Source organism: Streptomyces fodineus, from assembly GCF_001735805.1.
Classification (GTDB): Bacteria; Actinomycetota; Actinomycetes; order Streptomycetales; family Streptomycetaceae; genus Streptomyces; species Streptomyces fodineus.
On the sequence record NZ_CP017248.1, the window covers coordinates 3,540,711 to 3,561,893 of the forward strand.

The window sequence follows — 21,183 nt, forward strand, 5'->3', positions numbered from 1 at the left end:
CGGTCATGACGGACACGGCAGCCTCGTACCAACTCGCCCAGGTCAACATCGCCCGCCTCAAGTTCCCCCTGGATTCGCCCCAGTTGAAGTTCTTCGTCGACTCACTCGACCCGGTCAACGAGGCGGCGGACGCCTCGGACGGCTTCGTCTGGCGGCTGGAGAGCGACTCCGGCAACGCCACCGACATCGCGGTCTTCGGCGACGAGTGGCTGATCATCAACATGTCGGTGTGGCGGGACGCGAACGCGCTCACCGCGTTCATGTACCAGGGCCTGCACCGGGAGTTGCTGTCCCGCCGCAGGGAGTGGTTCGAGAAGGTGGAGGAGGCGATGGCCACGCTGTGGTGGGTGCCGGCCGGCCACCGCCCGACCGTGGCCGAGGCGGAGGACCGGCTGCTGCACCTGCGCACGCACGGGGCGACGCCGTACGCGTTCACGCTGCGGACGTCGTTCCCGGCGCCGGGGGCGCCGGAGGAGGCGGTCGCGGTCAGCCGATCGGCTTGACCGCCTCGGACCGGATCCTGAGGGTGTTCCTCGCGTACGCCTCCAGGTCGATCTCCGACGGGCTCTGCGACGCGAGCGGCGTCACGGTGGCGACCGTGGCGCCCGTGTTGCCGTCGGCCCAGGCGCACATGGGCACGGTGAACGCCGTGCCCATCTGCTCCTGCGTCACGACCTCACAGCTGATCGTCACGCCGCCGAGGTCGAAGTCCTTCGCCGGGACGGCGACCTTGGCGCTCGCGCCCTCGGCGGCGCCCTTCATCATGTTCCTGCGGGCCGCGTCGGTGTTCTTGAACCGGCCGTACATGCCCGACACCACCAGGGTGCCCTTGGCCGCGTCGCCGCCCACGTTGTAGGTGCCGACCACGCCGTGGAGGTCCTTGGCGTCCCAGGCCCCGTCGGCCTCGTCCTCGATCTTCTTGCCCTCCGAGGCGGAGAGGTCCTGGGCGAGCCGGTACTTCCCGTCGAGCAGCGTGCCGGGCAGGGTGAGCTTGTTCTTCGCCTCCGGGAAGCCGCTCTCGACCGCCATCCCGATCAGCACGAGCACGACGACGACCATCGCGACGGCACCGCCCACGATCCCGAGGATCAGCCCGATGCGCCGCTTCTTCGGCAGCGGGGCCATGGGCGGCGCACCCCAGGCGGGGTACGGCTGCTGGGCGTAGGGCTGCTGAGGGTAGGGCTGTTGGGACGGGTACGGCTGCTGCTGCGGGTAGGGGGAGCCGTAGGGACCGGGGGCCGCCTGCGGGGGCTGCCGGCCGTACGGGCCCGGGGCGGCCTGCGGGGGCTGCCGGCCGTAGGGGTACGGCGGCTGCTGGGGCCGTTGGGATACGGCTGCGGCGGCGGAGGCATGGACACGCCAGCACGCTACTGCACCGGGGTGAACGGCCCGGCACCGCACCGGATGAACGGCCCGGCACGGCACGGCACCGGATGGACGCCCCGGGAGCCGCCTCAGCCCTCCGCCTCCCGTCCTCCACCGCCCTCAGCCCTCCGCCGCCCCCGACTCGATCGCCTCCTGCACCTCCGCGACCCGGTCCCGCTCCTCGGCGGCGAAGCGCTCGGCGTCCAGTTGCTCGGCGAGTTCCTCGTCCTGGGCCATGAGCAGGTCCAGACTGGAGTCGCCCATCTCGAAGACGCCCATGTCGACGTAGGCCTCCTGCAGCCGCTTGCCCCACAGGCCGATGTCCTTGACGCAGGGCACGATCCGGCTGAACAGCAACTTGCGGAACAGCTGGAGGAACTCGGAGCGCTCGCTCAGCGCCTCCGCATCGGCCTTGGGGATGCCGAAGTTCTCCAGCACCTCCACGCCGCGCAGCCGGTCGCGCATCAGATAGCAGCCCTCGATGACGAACTCCTCGCGCTCGCGCAGTTCGGCGTCGGTGAGCTGCTTGTAGTAGTCGCGCAGCGCCAGCCGGCCGAAGGCCACGTGCCGGGCCTCGTCCTGCATGACGTAGGTGAGGATCTGCTTGGGCAGCGGCTTGTCGGTGGTGTCCCGGATCATCCCGAACGCGGCGAGCGCCAGACCTTCGATGAGGACCTGCATGCCCAGGTACGGCATGTCCCAGCGGCTGTCGCGGAGCGTGTCGCCGAGCAGCGACTGCAGATTGTCGTTGATCGGGTAGACGAGCCCGATCTTCTCGTGCAGGAACCGGCCGTAGATCTCGGCGTGCCGGGCCTCGTCCATGGTCTGGGTGGCGGAGTAGAACTTGGCGTCCAGGTCGGGCACCGACTCCACGATCCGCGCCGCGCAGATCATCGCGCCCTGCTCGCCGTGGAGGAACTGGCTGAACTGCCAGGAGGCGTAGTGCCGGCGCAGCTCGCCCTTGTCCTTTTCGGTGAGCTTGTCCCAGTACTTGGTGCCGTACAGGGACATCATCTCGTCGGGTGTGCCGAGCGCGTCGTACGGGTCGACCTCCAGGTCCCAGTCGATGCGCTGCTGCCCGTCCCACTGCTTGTCCTTGCCCTTCTGGTACAGGGCGAGCAGGCGGTCGCGGCCGTCGTCGTACTCCCAGCTGAACCGGGCGGCGCCGCTCGCGGGCACGAGCCAGGGGGAGTCCCCCGGCGTGTTGGCGTACAGGTCATGGGTCGGCATACCTCGCAGGCTCACACGTAGACGCGAAGTCAACAAGTCATGTGCAAGGGATTGACGCTCTTGCTGACAGGCAGTCTCATAAGGCAGGACGATGTACCCCCGGTAACGAGGTGAGGGAGCCATGACGACCCTGACGGAAGCGGACGCGCTGGAGGGCTTGCGCGACGCGCTCGGCCTGCTCAAGGACCGGGAGCAGGTGGCCGAACGGCTGCTCGCCTCCTCCGCCAAGCACTCCTTCGACCCGGACAGGGAACTGGACTGGGACGCGCCCTTCGAGGAGGGCAAGTGGTTCTGGCCGCCGGAGCTGGTGTCGCTGTACGACACCCCGATGTGGCAGCGGATGAGCGAGGAGCAGCGGATCCTGCTCTCCCAGCACGAGGCGGCGGCGCTGGCCTCGCTCGGCATCTGGTTCGAGCTCATCCTGATGCAGCTGCTGGTCCGGCACATCTACGACAAGGCGGCGACGAGCGCCCACGTCCGCTACGCCCTCACCGAGATCGAGGACGAGTGCCGGCACTCGAAGATGTTCGCCCGCCTGATCGCGCACGGGGACACGCCCTGGTACCCGGTGAGCCGCGTCCACCAGAACCTCGGCCGCCTCTTCAAGACCATCTCCACCACCCCCGGTTCCTTCACCGCCACGCTGCTCGGCGAGGAGGTCCTGGACTGGATGCAGCGGCTGACGTTCCCCGACGAGCGCGTCCAGCCCCTGATCCGCGGCGTCACACGCATCCACGTGGTCGAGGAGGCCCGCCACGTCCGGTACGCCCGCGAGGAACTCCGGCGCCAGATGGTGACGGCCCCGAAGTGGTCCCAGGAGTTCACGCGGATCACCTCCGGCGAGTTCGCCCGGATCTTCTCCATCGCGTTCGTGAATCCCGAGGTCTACACGAACGTCGGGCTGGACAAGCGCGAGGCCATGGCCCAGGTGAAGGCCAGCGGGCACCGGCGGGAGGTCATGCAGACGGGCGCGAAGCGGCTGACCGACTTCCTGGACGACATCGGGGTGTTGCGGGGGGCCGGGCGGCGGTTGTGGAGGTCGTCGGGGTTGCTGGCGTAGGTCCTGGGCGGGGGCGGGGTACTTCTTCTGGGTGTCGAAGTGCTCGTCGCCGTGCGAGGTCGACAGGGCGGTGCAGTCGTCCAGGAACCGCCCCCAGGCGACGCCTGCCGCCCGCGCAGGAACGCGACGAGCCGAGATCCTGCGGCGGGGGCCGCTCCGGCAGCGGAATCGGCGGGTTCGAGCGCTCTCGGGCCGTGCCGGAGGCTGGACGCCTGCAACGCCAACCCCCGCAGTGTCCGGCAGCGGCATCGGGCCGGCGGAACTCTCGCCACGGCATCCCGGGCGGTCGAAGAGGCCCGCTACGGGCTCGGCGGCATCACCCACGGCGATTAGGCTGCCGTCCATGACGCCGGCCGCCACCCCCGCCTACCGCCGACTGAGCGTCGAGGAGCGACGAAGTCAGCTCCTCGGTGCCGCCCTGTCCCTCTTCGCGCACCGCGCGCCCGAGGATGTGTCGCTGGACGACGTGGCGGAGGCGGCAGGGGTGTCGCGACCGCTGGTGTACCGGTACTTCCCGGGCGGCAAGCAGCAGCTGTACGAGGCCGCGCTGCGCTCCGCCGCCGAAGAGCTCCGGCTGTGCTTCGACGAGGCCCGCGAGGGCCCCCTGCTGCCCCGGCTGGCCCGCGCCCTGGACCGCTATCTGAGCTTCGTCGACGAGCACGACACCGGCTTCAGCGCCCTGCTCCAGGGCGGCAGCGTGGTGGAGACCTCGCGGACCACGGCCATCGTCGACGGGGTGCGCCGGGCCGCGGCCGAGCACATCTACAGCCATCTCGGCGTCCCCGACCCCGGCCCACGGCTGCGCATGACGGTCCGGACGTGGATCACGGCCGTGGAGGCCGCCTCCCTGATCTGGCTGGACGAGGACAAGCAGCCCCCGGTCGAGGAGCTGCGCGACTGGCTGGTGGAGCAGTTCGTGGCCGTCCTCACGGTCACCGCGGCCCGGGACCCGCAGACGGCCGCCGTCGTCGGCGGGCTCGGCGAGGATGACCGAGACTGAAGCGGTGAAGAGTCAGGACACCCCCTTCGAGGGCGGCCCCATGGACGGGCGGGTGCTGCCGGTCATGGTCGGCCCCACGGGGCACCCCCCGAAGACGTACCGCATCCCCGTCCCGGACCCCGACGGCGGCCCGCCCACGGTGCTCGTCTACCACCGTGTGCCGCGTGGGCACAGTAGGCGGCTGGGTCTGATCCAGGGGTGGAAGTACCAGTACGACCCGGACGACACCTCCGGCGGAAGGCTCCGGTGGCCCTGGTCGAAGCCGGGCGGCGCGGCGTCCGGCGAGGCGGATGACGCACGCGGGTGACACGCGCGGGTGACACGGTTGCCCCGAACCGCGCACGCTCGGCGCGCGCCCCACGCGGATCGTCTGATAATCGCGGTGCGATGAGGGGGGACGAAAGTGACCACCCTTATCGCACCGAGGTGATGTCGTCGTGTCAGGAACGGTCCCGCGCCTGGCCTGTACGGCTGCGGTGGCGGCCCTGGCGGCCCGGTCCCTGCTCGCGCCCCTGCCCGCCGCCGCCGTAACGCCGGATCCGCAACAGCGTTCCGTCGCCCAGCTGCTGACGGAGCTTCAGCAGCTGTACCGGCAGACCGAACAGGCCACCGAGAGCTACAACGCCACCGCGGAGAAGCTGAAGCGGCAGCGCGCCGAGGTGTCCCGGCTCGACGGCGAACTGGCCCGCGCCCGTCTCGCGCTGCAGGACAGCCGCACCGACGCCGGCCGGCTGGCCCGCCAGCAGTACCAGAACACCGACGGCCTCGGCCCCTACGTCCGTCTGCTCCTCGCCCCCGACCCGCAGCACGCGCTGGACGAGGGCCATGTCATCGGCGAGCTGGCCCGCGAGCGGGCCGGCGCGGTGACCCGGCTGACCGCCAGGGAGCAGCGCGAGGACGCCCTCGCCCGGGCCGCCCGCACGGCGCTGGACACCCAACTCACCCTCACGGAGCGGCAGAAGAAGCAGCGCGACGCCGTGCGGAGCAAACTGGCCGACGTGGAACGCCTGCTGGCCGGCCTCACCCCGGACCAGCTGGCCGCGGTCGCCGCCCTGGAGCGGCGGGGCGTCACCGAGGCCCAGCGAAAGCTCACCACCTCCGGCGCACTGCCCACGGGCCGTTCGGCCTCCCCCGAGGCCGAACGCGCGGTCCACTACGCCATGGACCAGCTCGGCAAGCCGTACCAGTGGGGCGCACAGGGCCCGGACTCCTACGACTGCTCGGGCCTGACCTCACAGGCCTGGGGGCACGCCGGCACGCCCATCCCCCGTACCAGCCAGGAACAGTGGCAACACCTCAGGAGAGTTCCGCTGAACCGGCTCCACCCCGGTGACCTGGTGGTCTACTTCCCCGAGGCGACCCACGTGGCGTTGTACGTCGGGGACGGGAAGGTCGTACAGGCGCCAAGGCCCGGCGAGATGGTACGGGTCTCACCGCTGGCGTCGTATCCGGTGCTCGGCGCGGTACGCCCGGACGAGTAGAACTGGCGTGTCGGTGTCCGATTTGTGGCTTTTCAGATTAACGTCGGTGCGCGTAAGGGGTCGATCTGTGGCAGACCGTATCCACTTCACTTCCACCATGGAGAGATGACATGCACAAGCTTCGCAAGGCCGGTGTCCTGGTCGCAGCCGTGGGCAGCCTCGCGCTCCTGACGACCGGCACCGCGTACGCCGGCGGCGGCGGGGAGCACGGCGGGGTCATGCAGAGTTCCAACTGTAAGGACCACGATCTGAACGTCGACGTCCTCGGCGAGGTCGGCATCCTCAACGGCCTGCTGGGCAACGCGCTCAACGGCGAGGGCGACCCGGGTGCACAGAGCACCCACATCGGCTCGACCATGGGCTGCAACAACCACGCCGGAGAGTAAGAGGCCGGTTCAGCAGCTCCGACGGTGGAAAGCGGCTGATTCCCGCGGGTCCAGGGGCGCTTTGCAGCGCCCCTGGTACCACCGTCAGGCTCCAGCGGCCGACGCCAGGTAGGCCTCGGTCTTCTCCGGGTCGTAGAAGAAGTTCTCGAAGTCGGCCGGGTCGTTGAACGCATTGGCGAAGCGGTCGGCGACCGGCTGCAGTTGCTCCGCCGCGCCGATCAGGTTCAGGATGTGCTCGGGCGGCGGGGCGAGCATCGCGTTCGTCCACTTGGTGACGTGCTGGGCGGTGTCCCAGTACCGGTCGAACGTGGCCCGCATCCACTCCTCGTCGAACGGCTTGTCGCCGTGCTCCAGGATGGACGCGAGATACGCCGCCGCGCACTTGGACGCGGAGTTGGAACCCTGACCGGTGATCGGGTCGTTGGCCACCACGACGTCCGCGACACCCAGCACCAGGCCGCCGCCGGGGAGGCGGCCGACGGGGTTGCGGACGGTCGGGGCGTAACGCCCGGCCAACGTAGCGCCGGCATCGGTCAGTTCGACCTCGGTGGCCCGCGCGTACTCCCAGGGCGTGAACTTCTCCATGAGTTCCAGCGTCAGGGAGAGGTGCTTCGCCGGGTCCTTGACGCCGTTGAAGACGTCGAGCGGGCCACCGGGTACGCCCTCCCAGAACAGGATGTCCGCGCGGCCGGACGTGGTCAGCGTCGGCATGATGAACAGCTCGCCGACACCGGGGACCAGGTTGCAGCGGACCGCGTCGAACCCGGGGTGCTCCGGGCGCGGGCCGAGCCCGTGGACGTACGCCACCGCCAGCGCGCGCTGCGGCTCGCTGTACGGGGAGCGCTCGGGGTCGCGGGCGAACATCGACACCAGCTCGCCCTTGCCGGCCGCGACCAGGACGAGGTCGTACGTACGGGAGAAGTAGTCGAGGTCGCCGACCGCCGCGCCGTGGATGACCAGTTGGCCGCCGCGCTGGGCGAAGGTGTCCATCCAGCCGGCCATCTTCACCCGCTGGTCGACCGACTGCGCGTACCCGTCCAGCTTGCCCACCCAGTCGATCGCACGGGCCGCGGGGCCCTCGCCCCAGGAACCGGGGGCGGCGACCGAGACGCCGAGTCCTTCGATCTTCGGGGCCTGGGACTCCCAGAAGTTCAGCTGGAGATCACGCTCGTGCTGCAGTGCCGTGTGGAACATGCACTGCGTCGACATGACCCGGCCGGTGCGGATCTCGTCCGCGGTCCGGTTCGACATCAGGGTGACCTCGTAGCCGTGCGACTGCAGGCCGAGGGCGAGCTGGAGGCCGGACTGACCGGCTCCGACGACGAGTATCTTCCGCATGCGGGTGGGGACTCCTAACGGGTACTGCTCGGGGACTACTCGGGGGTTTCGTCCAGCGCGTGGCCGACCAGGGCCAGCAAGGTCTCGATGACCGAGATCCGGCGCCGCGCATCCATGATCATGACAGGGACGTGCGCGGGGATCGTCAGAGCCTCCCGTACGTCCTCCGGCTCGAACCGCTCGCTGCCGTCGAAGTGGTTGACCGCGACGACGTACGGCAGTCCGCAGCTCTCGAAGTAGTCCAGCGCCGGGAAGCAGTCCTTCAGGCGGCGGGTGTCGGCCATGACGACGGCGCCGATCGCGCCGCGCACCAGGTCGTCCCACATGAACCAGAACCGCTGCTGGCCCGGCGTGCCGAACAGGTAGAGCACCAGGTCGTCGTCGAGCGTGATGCGGCCGAAGTCCATGGCCACGGTTGTGGTGAGCTTGCCCGGCGTGGCGGTGAGGTCGTCGGTCTCCTCGCTCGCCTCGGTCATCAGCGCCTCCGTCTGCAGGGGCGTGATCTCCGAGACGGAGGTGACCAGCGTGGTCTTGCCGACGCCGAAACCGCCCGCCACGACTATCTTCGTCGCGATCGGGGCCCGGGTGCGGTCCGTCTGCCAGGACCTCAGGTCGTCGCCGGGCTCGGCGACGAGGGGGGCGACGCCGGTGGCGTCAGAGACGGCGGAGTCCACTCAGCACCCTTTCCAGCAGCGCGCGGTCCGGGCGGCCGGTGCCGTGACCGGTTCCGGTGCCGTACACACGGATCTTTCCCTGGTCCGCGAGGTCGCTCAGGAGCACGCGGACCACGCCGAGCGGCATCTTCAGCAGCGCGGCGATCTCGGCCACCGTACGCATACGGCGGCACAGTTCGACGATGGCCTGCATCTCCGGCATGACACGGCCCTGTGGACCCGTGCGGGAACCATTCTCCAGTTCCTTGCGCTCCTCCGGGGCCTCCAGCGCCGCCACGAACGTCTCCACGAGGAGGACATGACCGAAGCGGGTACGGCCGCCGGTGAGCGAGTAGGGCCGGACACGGGCGGGTTTGCGCTCGCCGCCGCGCACGGGGAGCTTCTTCGCGGGGCCGCTCACCGGGTGCTCCCCGCCGACTGGGCCTCCAGGGACTTCCGCAGCTCGGTGCGGAGTTCGGGGGTGAGGACGTGGCCGGCGCGGCCGACGAACAGCGCCATGTGGTACGCCACCACGCTCATGTCGCAGTCGGCGGAGCCGTGCACACCGAGCAGCGAGCCGTCGCTGATCGACATCACGAACAGGCTGCCCTCCTCCATCGCGATCATCGTGTGCTTGACGCCGCCGCAGTCCATCAGCTTCGCGGCGCCGACGGTGAGGCTGCCGATGCCGGAGACGATGGTGGCGAGGTCGGCGGAGGAGCCACGGGGGCCTCGCGCCGGGCGGGCCTGGCGGGACTGCTCGGTGTGCCCCGGATCGGACGACAGGAGCAGCAGACCGTCCGAGGAGACCACGGCGACCGACTGGATGCCGGGGACTTCCTCGACCAGGTTCGTCAGCAGCCAGTGCAGATTGCGGGCTTCACTGCTCAGTCCGTAGGTACTGGGCGCGGTCAACTGCTTGCCTCCTCGGCTGTACCCCCCGTGGTTTCTTCGGCGTGTGCGTAGCCGGCCGGGCGCTGGTGGCCGGCCGTCCGTTCGGCGATCTCCGCCTCTACGTCCCGGTAGCCGGCCTCCGCCCCGCTGCGGAACCCGCCGAGCCTCCTGCGGAGGGCCTCGGCGTCGACGGTCCCGGGGCGGCGGCGCGGGGTCTGGGCCGGCACGGTGATCTTGGGTGTGCGCTTGGGGAGGCCCTTGCTGGTGAGCTGCTCCTCGGGCTCCGCCAAGGCTTCGCCTTCGGGGGGACTTGCGTGGTCGGGTGCGGGTGCCCCCCGTGGAGCGCGTCCACCGTCGGCGGCGTCCGCCGTGAGGTCCGGGAGCAACAGCTCCATCGTCGTCTCGGCGAACGTCTCCGCCGGGGCCTTCGGGCGGGTCTCCGTGTCCTGGGCACCCGGGTCGGCCTGCTCGTGAACGGCCGGCTGCGCCACGCCACCGTCCCGACCGACGCGCGCGTCCGGCACCGCCGGCCCGGCCGGCCCACCGAAGGCCTCCGGCACCGCCTGCCCGGCCCGCTCGCCAAGGACATCCGGCACCGCGCCCTCGGCCGACCTGCCGAAGGCGACGCCGTCGTCCTCACCGGCCGATCCGCGGTATCCACTCTTGGCCTCACCGGCCGGACCTTCGAAGGCAACTCCACCGCCCTCACCGACCGACCCGCCGGATCCGCCCTCGGCCTCACCGGCCGGACCTACGAAGGCAACTCCACCGCCCTCACCGGCCGACCCGCCGGATCCACCCTCGGCCTCAGCGCCGAGTCGGGTGTGGGAGACCTCCTCCGGCAGGCCACCGAAGCGGCTCGCGGCCTCCCTCGCCGGAACGGTCGGCAGGGCTGGATCAACCGGATCAACCGGTCCGGCCGGACCGTCGGAGGCGACCGCAGACACATCTCCGGCTGGAGCGCCGACGCCGTCCCGGTCGCCCGAGCTGTCAGAGGCAGCCCGCACGGGGGAATCGCCGGGGACCAAGCCACGCCCGTCCACCGAAGCGCTCTCACCCGCCGAGCCACCCGAGACCGAGCCGCGCCCCTCCTCCGAACCGCCGGAGGCAGGGGCAACACCCTCCACCGACGCGGCGGAGACCGAAGCAGCCCCCACGGACGGACCGCCAGAGTGCGAGGCCGCCCCCACCGCCTGACCACCGGAAGCCGAGGCGCCCTCGTCCACCGAACCGCCCGAAGCCGGAGCACGCCCCGCCCCCGAGCCACCCTCGTCCACCGAACCGCCGGAGGCCGAAGCACCCCCCACAGCCGAGCCGCCCGGAACCGAGCCGCGTGCCTCCGCCGAACCGCCGGAGGCCGGAGCGCCGGCCTGCGCGGAATCGCCCGGGGCAGGCACCCCCCGAGTCGCCTCCTCCGCCAAAGCCACCAGGGGATCCGGGTGCTTGGGGCGGGCGTGGAGGACGTTGGAGTTGACCTCCGCGTCGGCGCCGGGGAGGGAGAAGGTGGACGCGGGCTGTGCAGGGAGGGCGGTCGGTGGGGCCTCGGTGAGGAGGGTGGACGGCAGGACGGCCACCGCCGCGATGCCGCCCTGCTTCTGCTCGCGCAGCCGTACCCGGACGCCGTGGCGGTGGGCGAGGCGGGCGACGACGTACAGGCCGAGGCCGAGACCCGCGTCGCCCTCCTCGTCGTACGGCGCCTCGGGGTCGAAGCCGGTCAGGCGGGTGTTGAGGCGGTCCAGGCGCTCGGTCGCCATGCCGATGCCCTCGTCCTGGACGGTGAGCATGACCTCGCCGGACTCCAGGAGCCAGCCGGAGACCTCCACGGGCAGGTCCGGCGGGGAGAACGACGTGGCGTTCTCCATCAACTCGGCCAGCAGATGGGAGAGGTCGTCGGCCGCGAAGCCCGCCACGTGGACATGCGGGGGCAGGGCCGCGATGCGGACGCGTTCGTAGCGCTCGATCTCGCTGACGCCCGCCCGGACCACGTCGACCAGCGGAACCGGGCCGTGGTGCTGCTGGACGTGCTCGGCGCCGGCCAGGACCAGGAGGTTCTCGCTGTGGCGGCGCATGACCGTGGCGAAGTGGTCCAGCTTGAAGAGCGTGGCGAGGCGGTCGGGATCGTGCTCGCGCTCCTCCAGGCCCTCGATGACGGCGAGCTGGCGTTCGACCAGGCCGAGGGTGCGCAGCGAGAGGTTCACGAACGTGCCGCCGATGGTGGTGCGCAGCCGCTGGAGCCGGTCGGCGGCCTGGCTGAGCTCGGCCTGCAGGGCCTCGCGGGCGTCGGCCATCTTCTGGCGCTGGCCGACCAGGTGTTTGCGGTCGGTCTCCAGGGTGGCGACCCGCTCGCCCGCGGCCACGGTCTGCTCGCGCAGGGCGACCGCGTGCGCGTGCAGGGCGTTCACCGAGCGGACGACCTCGGCGAACTCGTCGTTGCGGCCGGTGAAGGTGATCGGCTCCTGGGTCGTCGGGTCCTCGGACTCCGACAGGCGTGCCGAGCCCCGGCGCAGCACCGACAGGGGGCGCGTCAGGGTGCGGGCCATGGCCGTGGCGAGGCCGACGGCGACCAGCATCAGGGCGCCGAGCACCGCGATGCGGATCTCCAGGGCGGTGACGTCGTCGTCGCGGAGCCTGGCCAGGTCCTTGGTGCGGTGGTCGTAGAGGGCGGATTCCGCGCCGCGCATGAGGTCGACGCGTGCGGACAGGGCCGCGTCCAGCTTCTTGGTGCTGGTGGTCAGCTCGCTGTCGGCCAGCGTCGGCCGGGCGGTGAGCGTGGCCAGGTACTTCTCCGCCGAGTTGACATCGGTGCCGGTGACCGTGGAGTCGTAGGAGTCGACGGCCGTCTTGGGGGCGGTCGCGCGGAAGTCGGCGAGGGCCGCGTCGGCGCGCAGCCGGGCCTGCTGGGCGGCGGCGGCCAGTTCGTCGCGCTGTTTCCGGTCGGCCGCGGAGGCCGTGGAGGTCGTGGTGGCGAGGCCGGTGACGGGGTTGATCACCGTCCGGGTGCCGGACGGCACGTTCAGCGCGGCGAGCAGCAGACCGCGGGCGGCGGCGGACTGCTGCACGGCGGTGTCCAGTTCGGCGAGCGCGTGGGCGCCGGAGCCGGCCCGCGGGGGTGTCCGGTCGGCCAGCTGCTCGGCGAGCCGGTGCAGTTCGATGATGGCCGTGGAGTACGCCTGGTGGGCCTGGAGGGCGGTGCTCTTGCCGGTGAGGGCGTCGTGGCGGACGGCTGCTATGCCGTCGAGGTCGCCGCGCAGGCTCGCCGGGGTGTCGGTCTCGGCGCGCAGGTCCTCGACCTGCCGGTCCACACGGGCGCTGCGGTCCTCGGACGGGGCCTTGGCCTTGGGGCGGCCCGCGGCGATGTAGGAGGTGACCTCGTCGCGCTCGTCGGCGAGGGAGTCCGCGAGGGCGAGGGCGTCCTGGGTGCGGGCGGCCAGCGTCACCAGGTCCTGGGAGTCGCCGACGTCCTGGGAGGCGGTGAGCAGGGAGGGCGCGCCGGCTCCCGCGACGGCCGCGGCCACCACGGCGACGGCGACGATCAGCCGGGTGCGTACATGGGTGGGGCGGCCGGTGCCCACGGGAGTCTGCTGGGCGGTCCCCGTGGGGTCCGTCTGCCTGCCTGTGCGCCGAGGCCGCTTCATCTGCACCGGTGCTCGCAATCCTGAACTCGTCTACCCGGGGCCCGGGTGGCACCCCGTCATATTCGTGCCAAGTGGTGCGTACACCCGGTTCGTATGGTTCCCGACCCTCCCAGCGCCGGTGGGCAGTGGTCGCGCATCACCTGACCCGCCACCCGAAGGAGTGAACATCGGAGGAGAGTTGGCGGGCAAGTTCCTCTGGCGCGTGCGGGACCCTTGCCCGGCACGCCGGTTGGACGCGGGCGGCAGGCTTTGGCAGTATTCGCCACCACGCTTTCCCGGAGGGGCTCATTCCACCCCAAAGCAGGCGGCTGACCTGCGGGGTCGTGTCAATTCGGCGGCACTTGCCAGCCTTTGGCGCATCCTGTGAAGGGGTCGTGCAGACTGGCCGAATGCGAACTGATCTCGTTTCGGAACCCGGCGACCCGAACCGCCCCAACGAGGACTTCGCCGGCGTCGGACTACCCGCCTCCGGGCAGGGCGGTTGCGTGATCGTCCTCGACGGCGTGACCCCGCCACGGGGCGCGACGGGGTGTCTGCATTCCGTCCCCTGGTTCACCGCGCGACTCGGCGGCGCACTGACCGAACTGACCGTTTCCGGGCGAGATCTGACGCTCCCGGATATTCTCTCGCGGGCCATCGAACGCACCGCCGAGGCCCACGCCGCGACCTGTGAGCTTTCTCACCCACGAACCCCCCAGGCGACCGTCGCCCTGGCCCGCTGGTCCCCCGACACGGTCGAGTACCTGGTGCTGTCCGACTCCGCGCTGCTGCTGCGGGGCCCCGACGGGACGGTCACCCCGGTGCTGGACGACCGGATGGCCCGGCTCCCGCGCTCCGCGCTCGCCACCGACGCCCTGGTGGACGCCACCCTGCGCAACAAGGAGGGCGGCTTCTTCACGGCCGCCGCCGATCCCTCGGTGGCGGCCCGCGCGGTGGCCGGCACCCTGCCCCGTCGCGAGGTCTGCGCCCTGGCCGCGCTGACGGACGGCGCGACCCGCTGGACGGAGAAGTTCCACGAGGGCGACTGGCGGGCCCTGTTCGAGCTGGTCGCGAAGGAGGGCGCCCGGTCGCTGGTGGACCGGGTGCGGGAGCTGGAGACGACGGACCGGGAGACGCGGACGTTCCTGCGGCGGAGCAAGACGCACGACGACGCCACGGTGGTGTACGTCGAGCTGTGAGGCCCCGCCGGCTCCGCCCTACTTCTCCATGACCCCGTTCAACTGGTTCAGCAGCCGGGCCAGTTCGGCGACCTCGCGGCGGTCCCAGTGGGCGAGCTGCCTGACGTATCGGGCGCGGCGCGCCTCGCGGACCTTGCCGACCCGGCTGCGCCCCTCGTCGGTCAGGGTGACGAGCCAGGCGCGGCCGTCGGCGGGGTCGGGTTCGCGGGCGATCAGGCCGAGCTCCTCCAGGGCGCGCAGCTGGCGGGACATGGTGGCCTTGCCGACGCCGATGTAGGCGGCGAGCTCCGTGGCCCGCCGGCCGCCGCATTCGTCCAGGCGGATGAGCAGGCCGTACGCGGAGGACTCCAGGTCGGGATGGACCTCGCGGGCCATCTCGCCCTGGTTGGCCCGGGCACGCCGCAGCAGCACGGTCAACTCCCGCTCCAGTGCCAGGAATTCCCGGTCCGCACCACTGGGCGTCATCTTCTGGGCGCCGCGATGTGCGTCGCCGTTTCCGTCCTCGTGCACGTCAGCACCCCTGCTCGGTTTCGCCGTCCTGAAAGTTTCTGCCAAAAGTCGTCATTGCCGCAGCTCTGTAAGTATTTCGCAGGCGTAGACCAACGGCGGCGCCCGGACCCCCTTCCCACCCCTCATCTACGTGCGTAGCTTCTTTATCAGGCAATGAATGGCATGCCCACGCCAGTGCGGCATTCGGTACACGGTCACTGCCGCGCTCCCCCCACCCCACATCTTCCGGAGGCACGTCATGCCCGTGCACAGACCCGGCTCCGACCGTCCCATCCGCCCGCGCCCCCTCGCCGTCCTCGTCACGGCCCTGCTCACGGCGCTCTCCCTCGCCCTCCCCCTCACCTCCGCCCACGCCGCGACCAAGCCCAGCCGCGGCTCCGCCCACATGGGCATGGGCGTCCTCGCCCACGACGGACGGCACGGCACCCTCACCTCCGGCAGCGTCACCCAGACCGAGGGCGTGGACGTCGCCGGCTACCAGGGCAACGTCGCCTGGTCGACCCTGTGGAGCAGCGGGGTCAGGTGGGCGTACACCAAGGCCACGGAAGGCACGTACTACACGAACCCGTACTTCGCCCAGCAGTACAACGGTTCGTACAACGTGGGCATGATCCGCGGCGCCTACCACTTCGCGACCCCGGACACCACCAGCGGGGCCACCCAGGCGAGCTACTTCGCCGGCCACGGCGGCGGCTGGTCCAGGGACGGCAAGACCCTGCCGGGCGCGCTCGACATCGAGTGGAACCCCTACGGGGCCGCCTGCTACGGCAAGACCGCGAGCCAGCTGGTCGGCTGGATCGCCGACTTCCTGGCCACCTACAAGTCCCTCACCGGCCGGGACGCCGTGATCTACACGGCGACCAGCTGGTGGACCCAGTGCACCGGCGACTACGGCGGCTTCGCGGCGAACAACCCGCTGTGGATCGCCCGGTACGCCTCGGACCCGGGGACGCTGCCGGCCGGCTGGTCGTACTACACGATGTGGCAGTACACCTCCTCCGGTCCGACCGTCGGCGACCACGACGAGTTCAACGGTGCCCTGGACCGGGTGCAGGCGCTGGCCAACGGCTAGTCCTTGCACAGCCGGGGAGATCACAGCCCCAGGGAGATCGCGATCCGCGTCAGCTCGGCCGTGCTCGTGTGGCCGAGCTTGGCGCGGATGCGGCGCAGATAGGTGTCCACCGTGTGCCGGGAGACGCCCATGGCGTGGGCCGCCTGGAGATGGGTGCGGCCCGCCGCGATATGCCGGAGCGTCTCCAGCTCGCGGCCGGTCAGCGTCGGGGTCGTGCCGGTCATCGGTCCTCCTTGGTCGCACCCCCCAGCGGTATCCGCAATGCCTGAATAAGGACATTTGTCGTCTTGACGCCGGGAGGCCGCCGGCCGGTTGCGGCCCGACCGCGATTTTCTTCCCGCGGCTCTGCGTTGGTGCTCCGCGCCGGCCGGGATCATGCTGGTCAGTAGAGCCTGCCGAGCAAGGGCGAGATGAGCGGCGATGGAGCGACAGTCGACGTACACGGCCACGGCCACCATCGATGAGCAGGGCATCCTCACCAGCTGGAGCGAAGGCGCGGAGCGGCTGCTCGGCTACGACTCGCCGGCCGTCGTCGGACGGCCCGCCACCGCGCTGCTCGCCGCCGACGGCTCGGCGGCCCGCCGGATCGTCGCCGGACGGGACCGCTGGAACGGCACGGTCCCGCTGCTGCACCGCGACGGCCGGCGGCTGGAGCTGGGTGTCCTCGCGCACCGCCGGACCTCGGACACCGGCGTCACCGACTGGCTCGTGGTGAGCGCCGTGACGGCCCGGGCGCAGCCGCCGCGGGGCGAACCGCTGGAGGAGTGGACATTTCTGCAGTCCCCCTTCCCGCTGGCGATCTTCGACGCCGATCTGCGGCTCGTACGCGCCAACCGCCGCATGGAGCACGCCCTCGCGCTGCCCGAGGCCGCGATGCGCGGGCTGCGGCTGCCGCACATCGTGCCCGGCGCCGCGAGCGAGGAGGCCGACCGGTCGATGCGGCTCGCGCTGGAGTCGGGCCGGCCGCAGGAGGCCCGGGCCCGGCTCGGCCCGCAGCTGGGCCGCGGCGCCGTCCTGACGCCGCTGAAGGACGCCGGTGGCCAGGTGCGCGCCGTCTGTCTGTCCGCCGAGGCACCCGCCGAGGACTCCGCCGGCCGGCGGCGCCCGTCGGCCGAGAGCGGCCCGCACGTCGGCACGGCGGCGGACCAGGCCCGCGCCGCGCAGGAACTCAGCGAGGTCACGGTCCCCCGGCTCGCCGACGTCATAGCCGTCGACCTGCTCGACTCCCCCCGCGAGGCGGACGATGAACGCTCGGCGCGGCCCGGCCCGGTGGTGCTGCGCCGCGCCGCCCTGCGCACCATCCCGGACGGCGAGGGGTCGGCCTACGGCACCGGGGTGGGCGAGGCGATCGTCTGCCCGGTGGACTCCCCTCCGGTCCAGTGCCTGACCGCGGGCCGGCCCCTTCTGTACGACACGACGGACCCGCTTCTCGCCGAGTGGGCGACGGTGGACCCGGGCGCGGCATGGCTGCGCGCGTCCGGGGCGCGCTCGCTGCTGGCGGTGCCGCTGCTCGTCCAGGGCAGCACGCTCGGGGTGGCGCTGTTCGGCCGGCGCCCCGGCCGGGAGCGGTTCGGCCCGGAGGATCTACGGCTGGCCCAGGAGTTCACGGCCAGGGCGGCGGCCGGCATCCGGCAGGCCCGGGGCTACGCGCGGGCCCGGACCACGACCATGGCGCTCCAGCAGAGCCTGCTTCCGCACACGCTGCCCGACCAGGCGGCCCTGGAGATCGCCACCCGCTATCTGCCCGCCGCGACCCGGGCCGGGGTGGGCGGCGACTGGTTCGACGTGATCCGCCTGTCGGGCGCGCGGGTGGCGCTGATCGTGGGCGATGTGGTGGGCCACGGCATCCGCGCCTCGGCCACCATGGGCCGGCTGCGCACGGCGGTGCGCACCCTGGCCGACGTCGATCTGCCGGCCGACGAGCTGCTCACCCACCTCGACGACCTGGTGCTGCGCCTGGCCGCCGACGAGGGCAGCTCGGACCCGGCCGCCGAGACCGCCGGGGGCATCGGCACCACCTGTCTGTACGCGGTCTACGACCCCGTCGCGCGGCGGTGCACCCTGGCCCGGGCCGGGCATCCGCCGCCCGCCGTGGTCAGCCCGGACGGCGCCGTGAGTTTCCTCGACGTGCCTGCGGGGCCGCCGCTCGGGCTCGGCGGGCTGCCCTTCGAGGCCATCGAGACCGACCTGCCCGAGGGCAGCCTGCTCGTTCTCTACACCGACGGGCTGCTCGAGGCCCGCGAACACGACATCGACGAGGCCCTGGACAAGATGTTCGCCGCGCTCGGCCGGCCCGCGAAGTCGCTGGACGCGGTCTGCGACCATGTGATCACCGCGCTGCTGACCCATCGCCCCGACGACGACATCGCCCTGCTCGTCGCCCGCACCCGGGGCCTGCACGAGGACCGGGTGGCCTCCTGGGAGCTGGCGAACGAACCCACCGCCGTCGCCGGCGCCCGCCGGCTCGTCGACGACCAGCTGTTCACGTGGGGCCTGGCGGAGGCCGTCTTCACGACCGAGCTGATGGTCAGCGAGCTGGTCACCAACGCCATCCGCTACGGCCGCCCGCCCATCCGGCTCCGGCTGATCCACCAGGACTCGACCCTGATCTGCGAGGTGTACGACTCCAGCGGCACCACCCCGCACATGCGCCGCGCCCGCATCTTCGACGAGGGCGGCCGGGGCCTGCTGCTGGTCGCCCAGCTGGCCGACCGCTGGGGGACCCGGCACGACCGGATCGGCAAGACGGTGTGGGCGGAGCAGTCCCTGGCCGAGCGCTGACCCCGGACACACGCCGCCGCCCCGTCGCGGGAGGCGACGGGGCGGAGCGCTTTCGGTTCACCGGGCGATGCCGTGGTCCGGGTTCGGTGTGGGTGCGGGGTTGGGTGCCGGTGCCGGCCCGGTGGCCGGCGGCGGTCTGGTCGCGGGCGCCGGCTTCGGGCTGCTGGCGGACGCGGCGCCGGAGAGGACGGCCACGGTGGCCGCCGCGAGGGCGACGGAGCGTCGCCGGATGTTCCTGTGCATGGCGGGGTCTCCCTCCGTGAGCGAGATCCGGCCGGGAGGCGTGGCCTCAGGGCTTGCCTCCCGGCCGGACCGGAACCCGCTTGCCGCTGTCGCAGCAGTCAGGTCTTACGCCGCCGAGTTGTCCTGGGTGGTGGTGTTGCTGTTCGACTGGTCACCGCTCGACTGGTCACCGCCACCGGAGTTGTCCTGGGTGGTGGTGTTGCTGTTCGACTGGTCACCGCTCGACTGGTCACCGCCACCGGAGTTGTCCTGGGTGGTGGTGTTGTCGTTCGACTGGGCACCGCCACCAGAGTTGGACTGGTCCGTCTTGTTGGTGTTGGACTGGTCGCCGGAACCCGACCCGGACTTGTCGTTCTTCTGGGTCGTGTCGTTGGTGTTGGACTGGTCGCCGGAACCCGACCCGGACGTGTTGGACTGGTCGGTCTTGTTCTTGTTCGTCTGGTCGCCAGAGCTCCCGTCGGACTTGTTGGACTGGTCCGTCTTGTTCTTGTTCGTCTGGTCGCCGGAACCCGACCCGGACTTGTCGTTCTTCTGAGTCGTGTCGTTGGTGTTCGTCTGGCTGCCGTCACTCTTTCCGGACTTGTCGTTCTTCTGGGTCGTGTCGTTCTTGTTCGTCTGGTCGCCGGAACCCTTTCCGGACGTGTTGGACTGGTCGGTCTTGTTCTTGTTCGTCTGGTCGCCAGAGCTCCCGTCGGACTTGTTGGACTGGTCCGTCTTGTTCTTGTTCGACTGGTCGCCGGAACCCTTTCCGGACTTGTCGTTCTTCTGAGTCGTGTCGTTGGAGTTCGACTGCTTGCCGTTGCCGGTGGACTGGTTCTGCTGAACGGTCACGTTGTTGTTGTTCTGCACGGTGGTGTTGCTCCCGTGGCTACCGCCGGAGCCACTGCCGGAGCCGCCGCCGGACCCGCCGGAGCCGCCGCCGCTGGGACCACCCGAGCCGCCCGAGCCCTTCTTGCACTTGTGCTTGCCCTTGGACTTGTGGCAATGCTTCTTGCAGTGCTTGTCGTGATGCCCGTGTTCGACGACACTCGTCGTGGCCGTTTCGTGGGCCGGAGCCGCGGTCGCCGCGGCCGCCGCCGGAAGAACAAGGCCTCCGCCTATCACCGCGGAGGCGATCAGCGTGGAAAGGCGAATACGACGACGCTCGGCGCGGTTGGCTTCACGGTTCTCAGCAGTGCGGTTCATGACTTTTCCCATCTGGCTGGTTTCTTGTCTGCGGCTCATTCGCTGGCCGCACTTCAAGTAAGCCAAACCGGAAAGATGGGGTCATGTTCCGAGGACTCGGGACTTGTCAGCACATGATTCGTCTGTTAAAAGGGCTCTCCGCCGGCCCCCGGAAGACCGGTCCGGCCCAGGCCGGCGGCTCCGGATCCGGGCGGGCGTCCACGGCCCTGTCGCCGCGGGCATCGCCGCACGGGTCCGCGGAGCCATCCGGCAGGGCACCCACCCGCTCGTCCACCAGCGTCGGCGTACGCCGGCGGGGAGCCGCCCCGCCGAGGGCGGTGCGCAGGGCCGCCACGAACTCCAGACAGGAGCCGTAGCGGTCGTCCGGGGGCTTCGCCAGGGCACGCTGCAGGACGTCGTCGGCGACCGCCGGGATGTCCGGCCGCTCCTTGCTGAGCAGGGGCGGCGGGTCGTACTGGTGGGCCCACAGCAGTTCCAGGTGGTCCTCCCGCTGGAAGGGCGGGGTGCCGACGAGCACCTCGTGGACCACACAGGCAAGGCTGTACTGGTCGGCCCTGCCGTCCACCGGGCGTCCGGCGATCCGCTCGGGCGCGACGTAGTCCAGGGTGCCGACGAACTCGCCCGCGGTGGTGAACCCGGTGAGCGACAGCGACTTCTTCGCCAGCCCGAAGTCGGTGAGATAGACGTGCTCGGGATGATCACTGTCGACACCCTTGGCGACCAGGACATTGCCGGGCTTGACGTCCCGGTGCACCAGGTCGCGCGCGTGGGCCGCGTCGAGGGCGGAGGCCAGCTGGGCCGCGATGCGCAGCACGACCGGCACCGGCAGCGGGCCCTCCCGGTCGATCAGGGCGCGCAGGTCGTGCCCGCAGACGTAGCACATGGCGATGTAGAGGACCCCGTCGAATTCGCCGGCCTCGAAGACGGGGACGATGTTGGGGTGCTCGATGGCGGCGGCCACCCGGGACTCCTGCGCGAAACGGCGGCGGAAGGCGTCGTTGCGCGTGTACTCCGGGGCGAGCAGTTTGAGGGCTACCGTCCGCCCGAGGCGCAGGTCCCGGGCGCAGTAGACGACGGCCATGCCACCCCGACCGAGCTCGCGCTCCACCTTGTAGCCCGCGATCTCGGCCCCGATGAGACCCGAGGGGCTTTTGGGGGGCCAGCTCACGCCT

General features: G+C 71.3%; 21 protein-coding genes. 9 read left to right on the plus strand and 12 right to left on the minus strand.

What is annotated here, in order from left to right; genetic code table 11:
* Positions 1-5: 5 nt before the first annotated feature.
* Positions 6-503, plus strand: coding sequence for a DUF3291 domain-containing protein (locus BFF78_RS14430; protein WP_069778718.1), 498 nt, complete (start codon positions 6-8; stop codon positions 501-503).
* On the opposite strand, the gene BFF78_RS14435 is transcribed toward BFF78_RS14430, so the two are convergent.
* Both BFF78_RS14435 and BFF78_RS14440 read right to left on the minus strand, forming a co-directional pair.
* The gene (locus BFF78_RS14435; protein WP_193433461.1) at positions 487-1,125 is read right to left on the minus strand and encodes a hypothetical protein; all 639 of its coding nucleotides are present in this window, start codon (positions 1,123-1,125) and stop codon (positions 487-489) included. The genes BFF78_RS14430 and BFF78_RS14435 overlap by 17 nt on opposite strands.
* Before the next feature lie 360 nt (positions 1,126-1,485).
* Positions 1,486-2,595 carry a ferritin-like domain-containing protein gene (locus BFF78_RS14440; protein ID WP_069778719.1) on the minus strand — a complete coding sequence of 370 codons (1,110 nt, stop codon included), beginning with the start codon at positions 2,593-2,595 and terminating at the stop codon, positions 1,486-1,488.
* A gap of 121 nt (positions 2,596-2,716) precedes the next feature.
* Between BFF78_RS14440 and BFF78_RS14445 the strand changes: the two genes are divergently transcribed.
* The 5 genes from BFF78_RS14445 (at position 2,717) to BFF78_RS14465 (ending at position 6,522) form a co-directional block, all read left to right on the plus strand.
* Entirely contained in the window at positions 2,717-3,655 is a 939-nt protein-coding gene (locus BFF78_RS14445) for an AurF N-oxygenase family protein (RefSeq protein WP_069778720.1), read from the plus strand.
* 343 nt (positions 3,656-3,998) lie between these two features.
* On the plus strand, positions 3,999-4,655 hold the full coding sequence (locus tag BFF78_RS14450) for a TetR/AcrR family transcriptional regulator (protein WP_069778721.1): 657 nt from the start codon (positions 3,999-4,001) through the stop codon (positions 4,653-4,655).
* Entirely contained in the window at positions 4,642-4,962 is a 321-nt protein-coding gene (locus BFF78_RS14455; RefSeq protein WP_193433462.1) for a hypothetical protein, read from the plus strand. Before BFF78_RS14450 ends, BFF78_RS14455 begins: the two co-directional genes overlap by 14 nt.
* A gap of 130 nt (positions 4,963-5,092) precedes the next feature.
* On the plus strand, positions 5,093-6,136 hold the full coding sequence (locus tag BFF78_RS14460) for a C40 family peptidase (RefSeq protein ID WP_069778723.1): 1,044 nt from the start codon (positions 5,093-5,095) through the stop codon (positions 6,134-6,136).
* Between the two features lie 110 nt (positions 6,137-6,246).
* Positions 6,247-6,522 carry a hypothetical protein gene (locus BFF78_RS14465; RefSeq protein WP_069778724.1) on the plus strand — a complete coding sequence of 92 codons (276 nt, stop codon included), beginning with the start codon at positions 6,247-6,249 and terminating at the stop codon, positions 6,520-6,522.
* Positions 6,523-6,606: 84 nt separating this feature from the next.
* On the opposite strand, the gene BFF78_RS14470 is transcribed toward BFF78_RS14465, so the two are convergent.
* The 5 genes from BFF78_RS14470 to BFF78_RS14490 are packed head-to-tail and all read right to left on the minus strand — an operon-like array spanning position 6,607 to position 12,979.
* Positions 6,607-7,860: a styrene monooxygenase/indole monooxygenase family protein gene (locus BFF78_RS14470; RefSeq protein ID WP_069778725.1), complete on the minus strand. Its 1,254-nt coding sequence runs from the start codon at positions 7,858-7,860 to the stop codon at positions 6,607-6,609.
* Between the two features lie 35 nt (positions 7,861-7,895).
* Positions 7,896-8,534 (minus strand): GTP-binding protein, encoded by a 639-nt coding sequence (locus BFF78_RS14475; protein WP_069778726.1) that lies wholly within the window; start codon positions 8,532-8,534, stop codon positions 7,896-7,898.
* The gene (locus tag BFF78_RS14480; RefSeq protein ID WP_069778727.1) at positions 8,515-8,934 is read right to left on the minus strand and encodes a DUF742 domain-containing protein; all 420 of its coding nucleotides are present in this window, start codon (positions 8,932-8,934) and stop codon (positions 8,515-8,517) included. The genes BFF78_RS14475 and BFF78_RS14480 overlap by 20 nt, the downstream gene beginning before the upstream one ends.
* A complete protein-coding gene (locus BFF78_RS14485; RefSeq protein ID WP_069778728.1) occupies positions 8,931-9,428 on the minus strand; it encodes a roadblock/LC7 domain-containing protein in 498 nt (165 codons plus the stop codon). Before BFF78_RS14485 ends, BFF78_RS14480 begins: the two co-directional genes overlap by 4 nt.
* Positions 9,425-12,979 carry a sensor histidine kinase gene (locus tag BFF78_RS14490; protein ID WP_069778729.1) on the minus strand — a complete coding sequence of 1,185 codons (3,555 nt, stop codon included), beginning with the start codon at positions 12,977-12,979 and terminating at the stop codon, positions 9,425-9,427. Before BFF78_RS14490 ends, BFF78_RS14485 begins: the two co-directional genes overlap by 4 nt.
* A 452-nt stretch (positions 12,980-13,431) precedes the next feature.
* Between BFF78_RS14490 and BFF78_RS14495 the strand changes: the two genes are divergently transcribed.
* Positions 13,432-14,220: a protein phosphatase 2C domain-containing protein gene (locus tag BFF78_RS14495; protein WP_069778730.1), complete on the plus strand. Its 789-nt coding sequence runs from the start codon at positions 13,432-13,434 to the stop codon at positions 14,218-14,220.
* An 18-nt stretch (positions 14,221-14,238) separates the two neighbouring features.
* On the opposite strand, the gene BFF78_RS14500 is transcribed toward BFF78_RS14495, so the two are convergent.
* Positions 14,239-14,730: a MarR family winged helix-turn-helix transcriptional regulator gene (locus BFF78_RS14500; protein ID WP_069778731.1), complete on the minus strand. Its 492-nt coding sequence runs from the start codon at positions 14,728-14,730 to the stop codon at positions 14,239-14,241.
* Between the two features lie 238 nt (positions 14,731-14,968).
* On the opposite strand from BFF78_RS14500, the gene BFF78_RS14505 reads away from it, so the two are divergent.
* The gene (locus BFF78_RS14505; RefSeq protein ID WP_069778732.1) at positions 14,969-15,802 is read left to right on the plus strand and encodes a lysozyme; all 834 of its coding nucleotides are present in this window, start codon (positions 14,969-14,971) and stop codon (positions 15,800-15,802) included.
* A gap of 20 nt (positions 15,803-15,822) precedes the next feature.
* Here BFF78_RS14505 and BFF78_RS14510 read toward each other — a convergent pair whose 3' ends face one another.
* Positions 15,823-16,026: a response regulator transcription factor gene (locus BFF78_RS14510; protein ID WP_069778733.1), complete on the minus strand. Its 204-nt coding sequence runs from the start codon at positions 16,024-16,026 to the stop codon at positions 15,823-15,825.
* A 196-nt stretch (positions 16,027-16,222) separates the two neighbouring features.
* On the opposite strand from BFF78_RS14510, the gene BFF78_RS14515 reads away from it, so the two are divergent.
* Positions 16,223-18,583, plus strand: a complete 2,361-nt coding sequence (locus tag BFF78_RS14515) for an ATP-binding SpoIIE family protein phosphatase (protein ID WP_069778734.1) — start codon at positions 16,223-16,225, stop codon at positions 18,581-18,583.
* Positions 18,584-18,640: 57 nt separating this feature from the next.
* Here the strand turns inward: BFF78_RS14515 and BFF78_RS14520 are convergent, their stop codons facing one another.
* The 3 genes from BFF78_RS14520 to BFF78_RS14530 form a co-directional block, all read right to left on the minus strand.
* Positions 18,641-18,826, minus strand: a complete 186-nt coding sequence (locus BFF78_RS14520) for a hypothetical protein (protein WP_069778735.1) — start codon at positions 18,824-18,826, stop codon at positions 18,641-18,643.
* A 105-nt stretch (positions 18,827-18,931) separates the two neighbouring features.
* Positions 18,932-20,011 carry a hypothetical protein gene (locus BFF78_RS14525; protein WP_069778736.1) on the minus strand — a complete coding sequence of 360 codons (1,080 nt, stop codon included), beginning with the start codon at positions 20,009-20,011 and terminating at the stop codon, positions 18,932-18,934.
* A gap of 106 nt (positions 20,012-20,117) precedes the next feature.
* Positions 20,118-21,179: a serine/threonine-protein kinase gene (locus BFF78_RS14530; protein WP_069778737.1), complete on the minus strand. Its 1,062-nt coding sequence runs from the start codon at positions 21,177-21,179 to the stop codon at positions 20,118-20,120.
* Positions 21,180-21,183 lie beyond the last annotated feature (4 nt).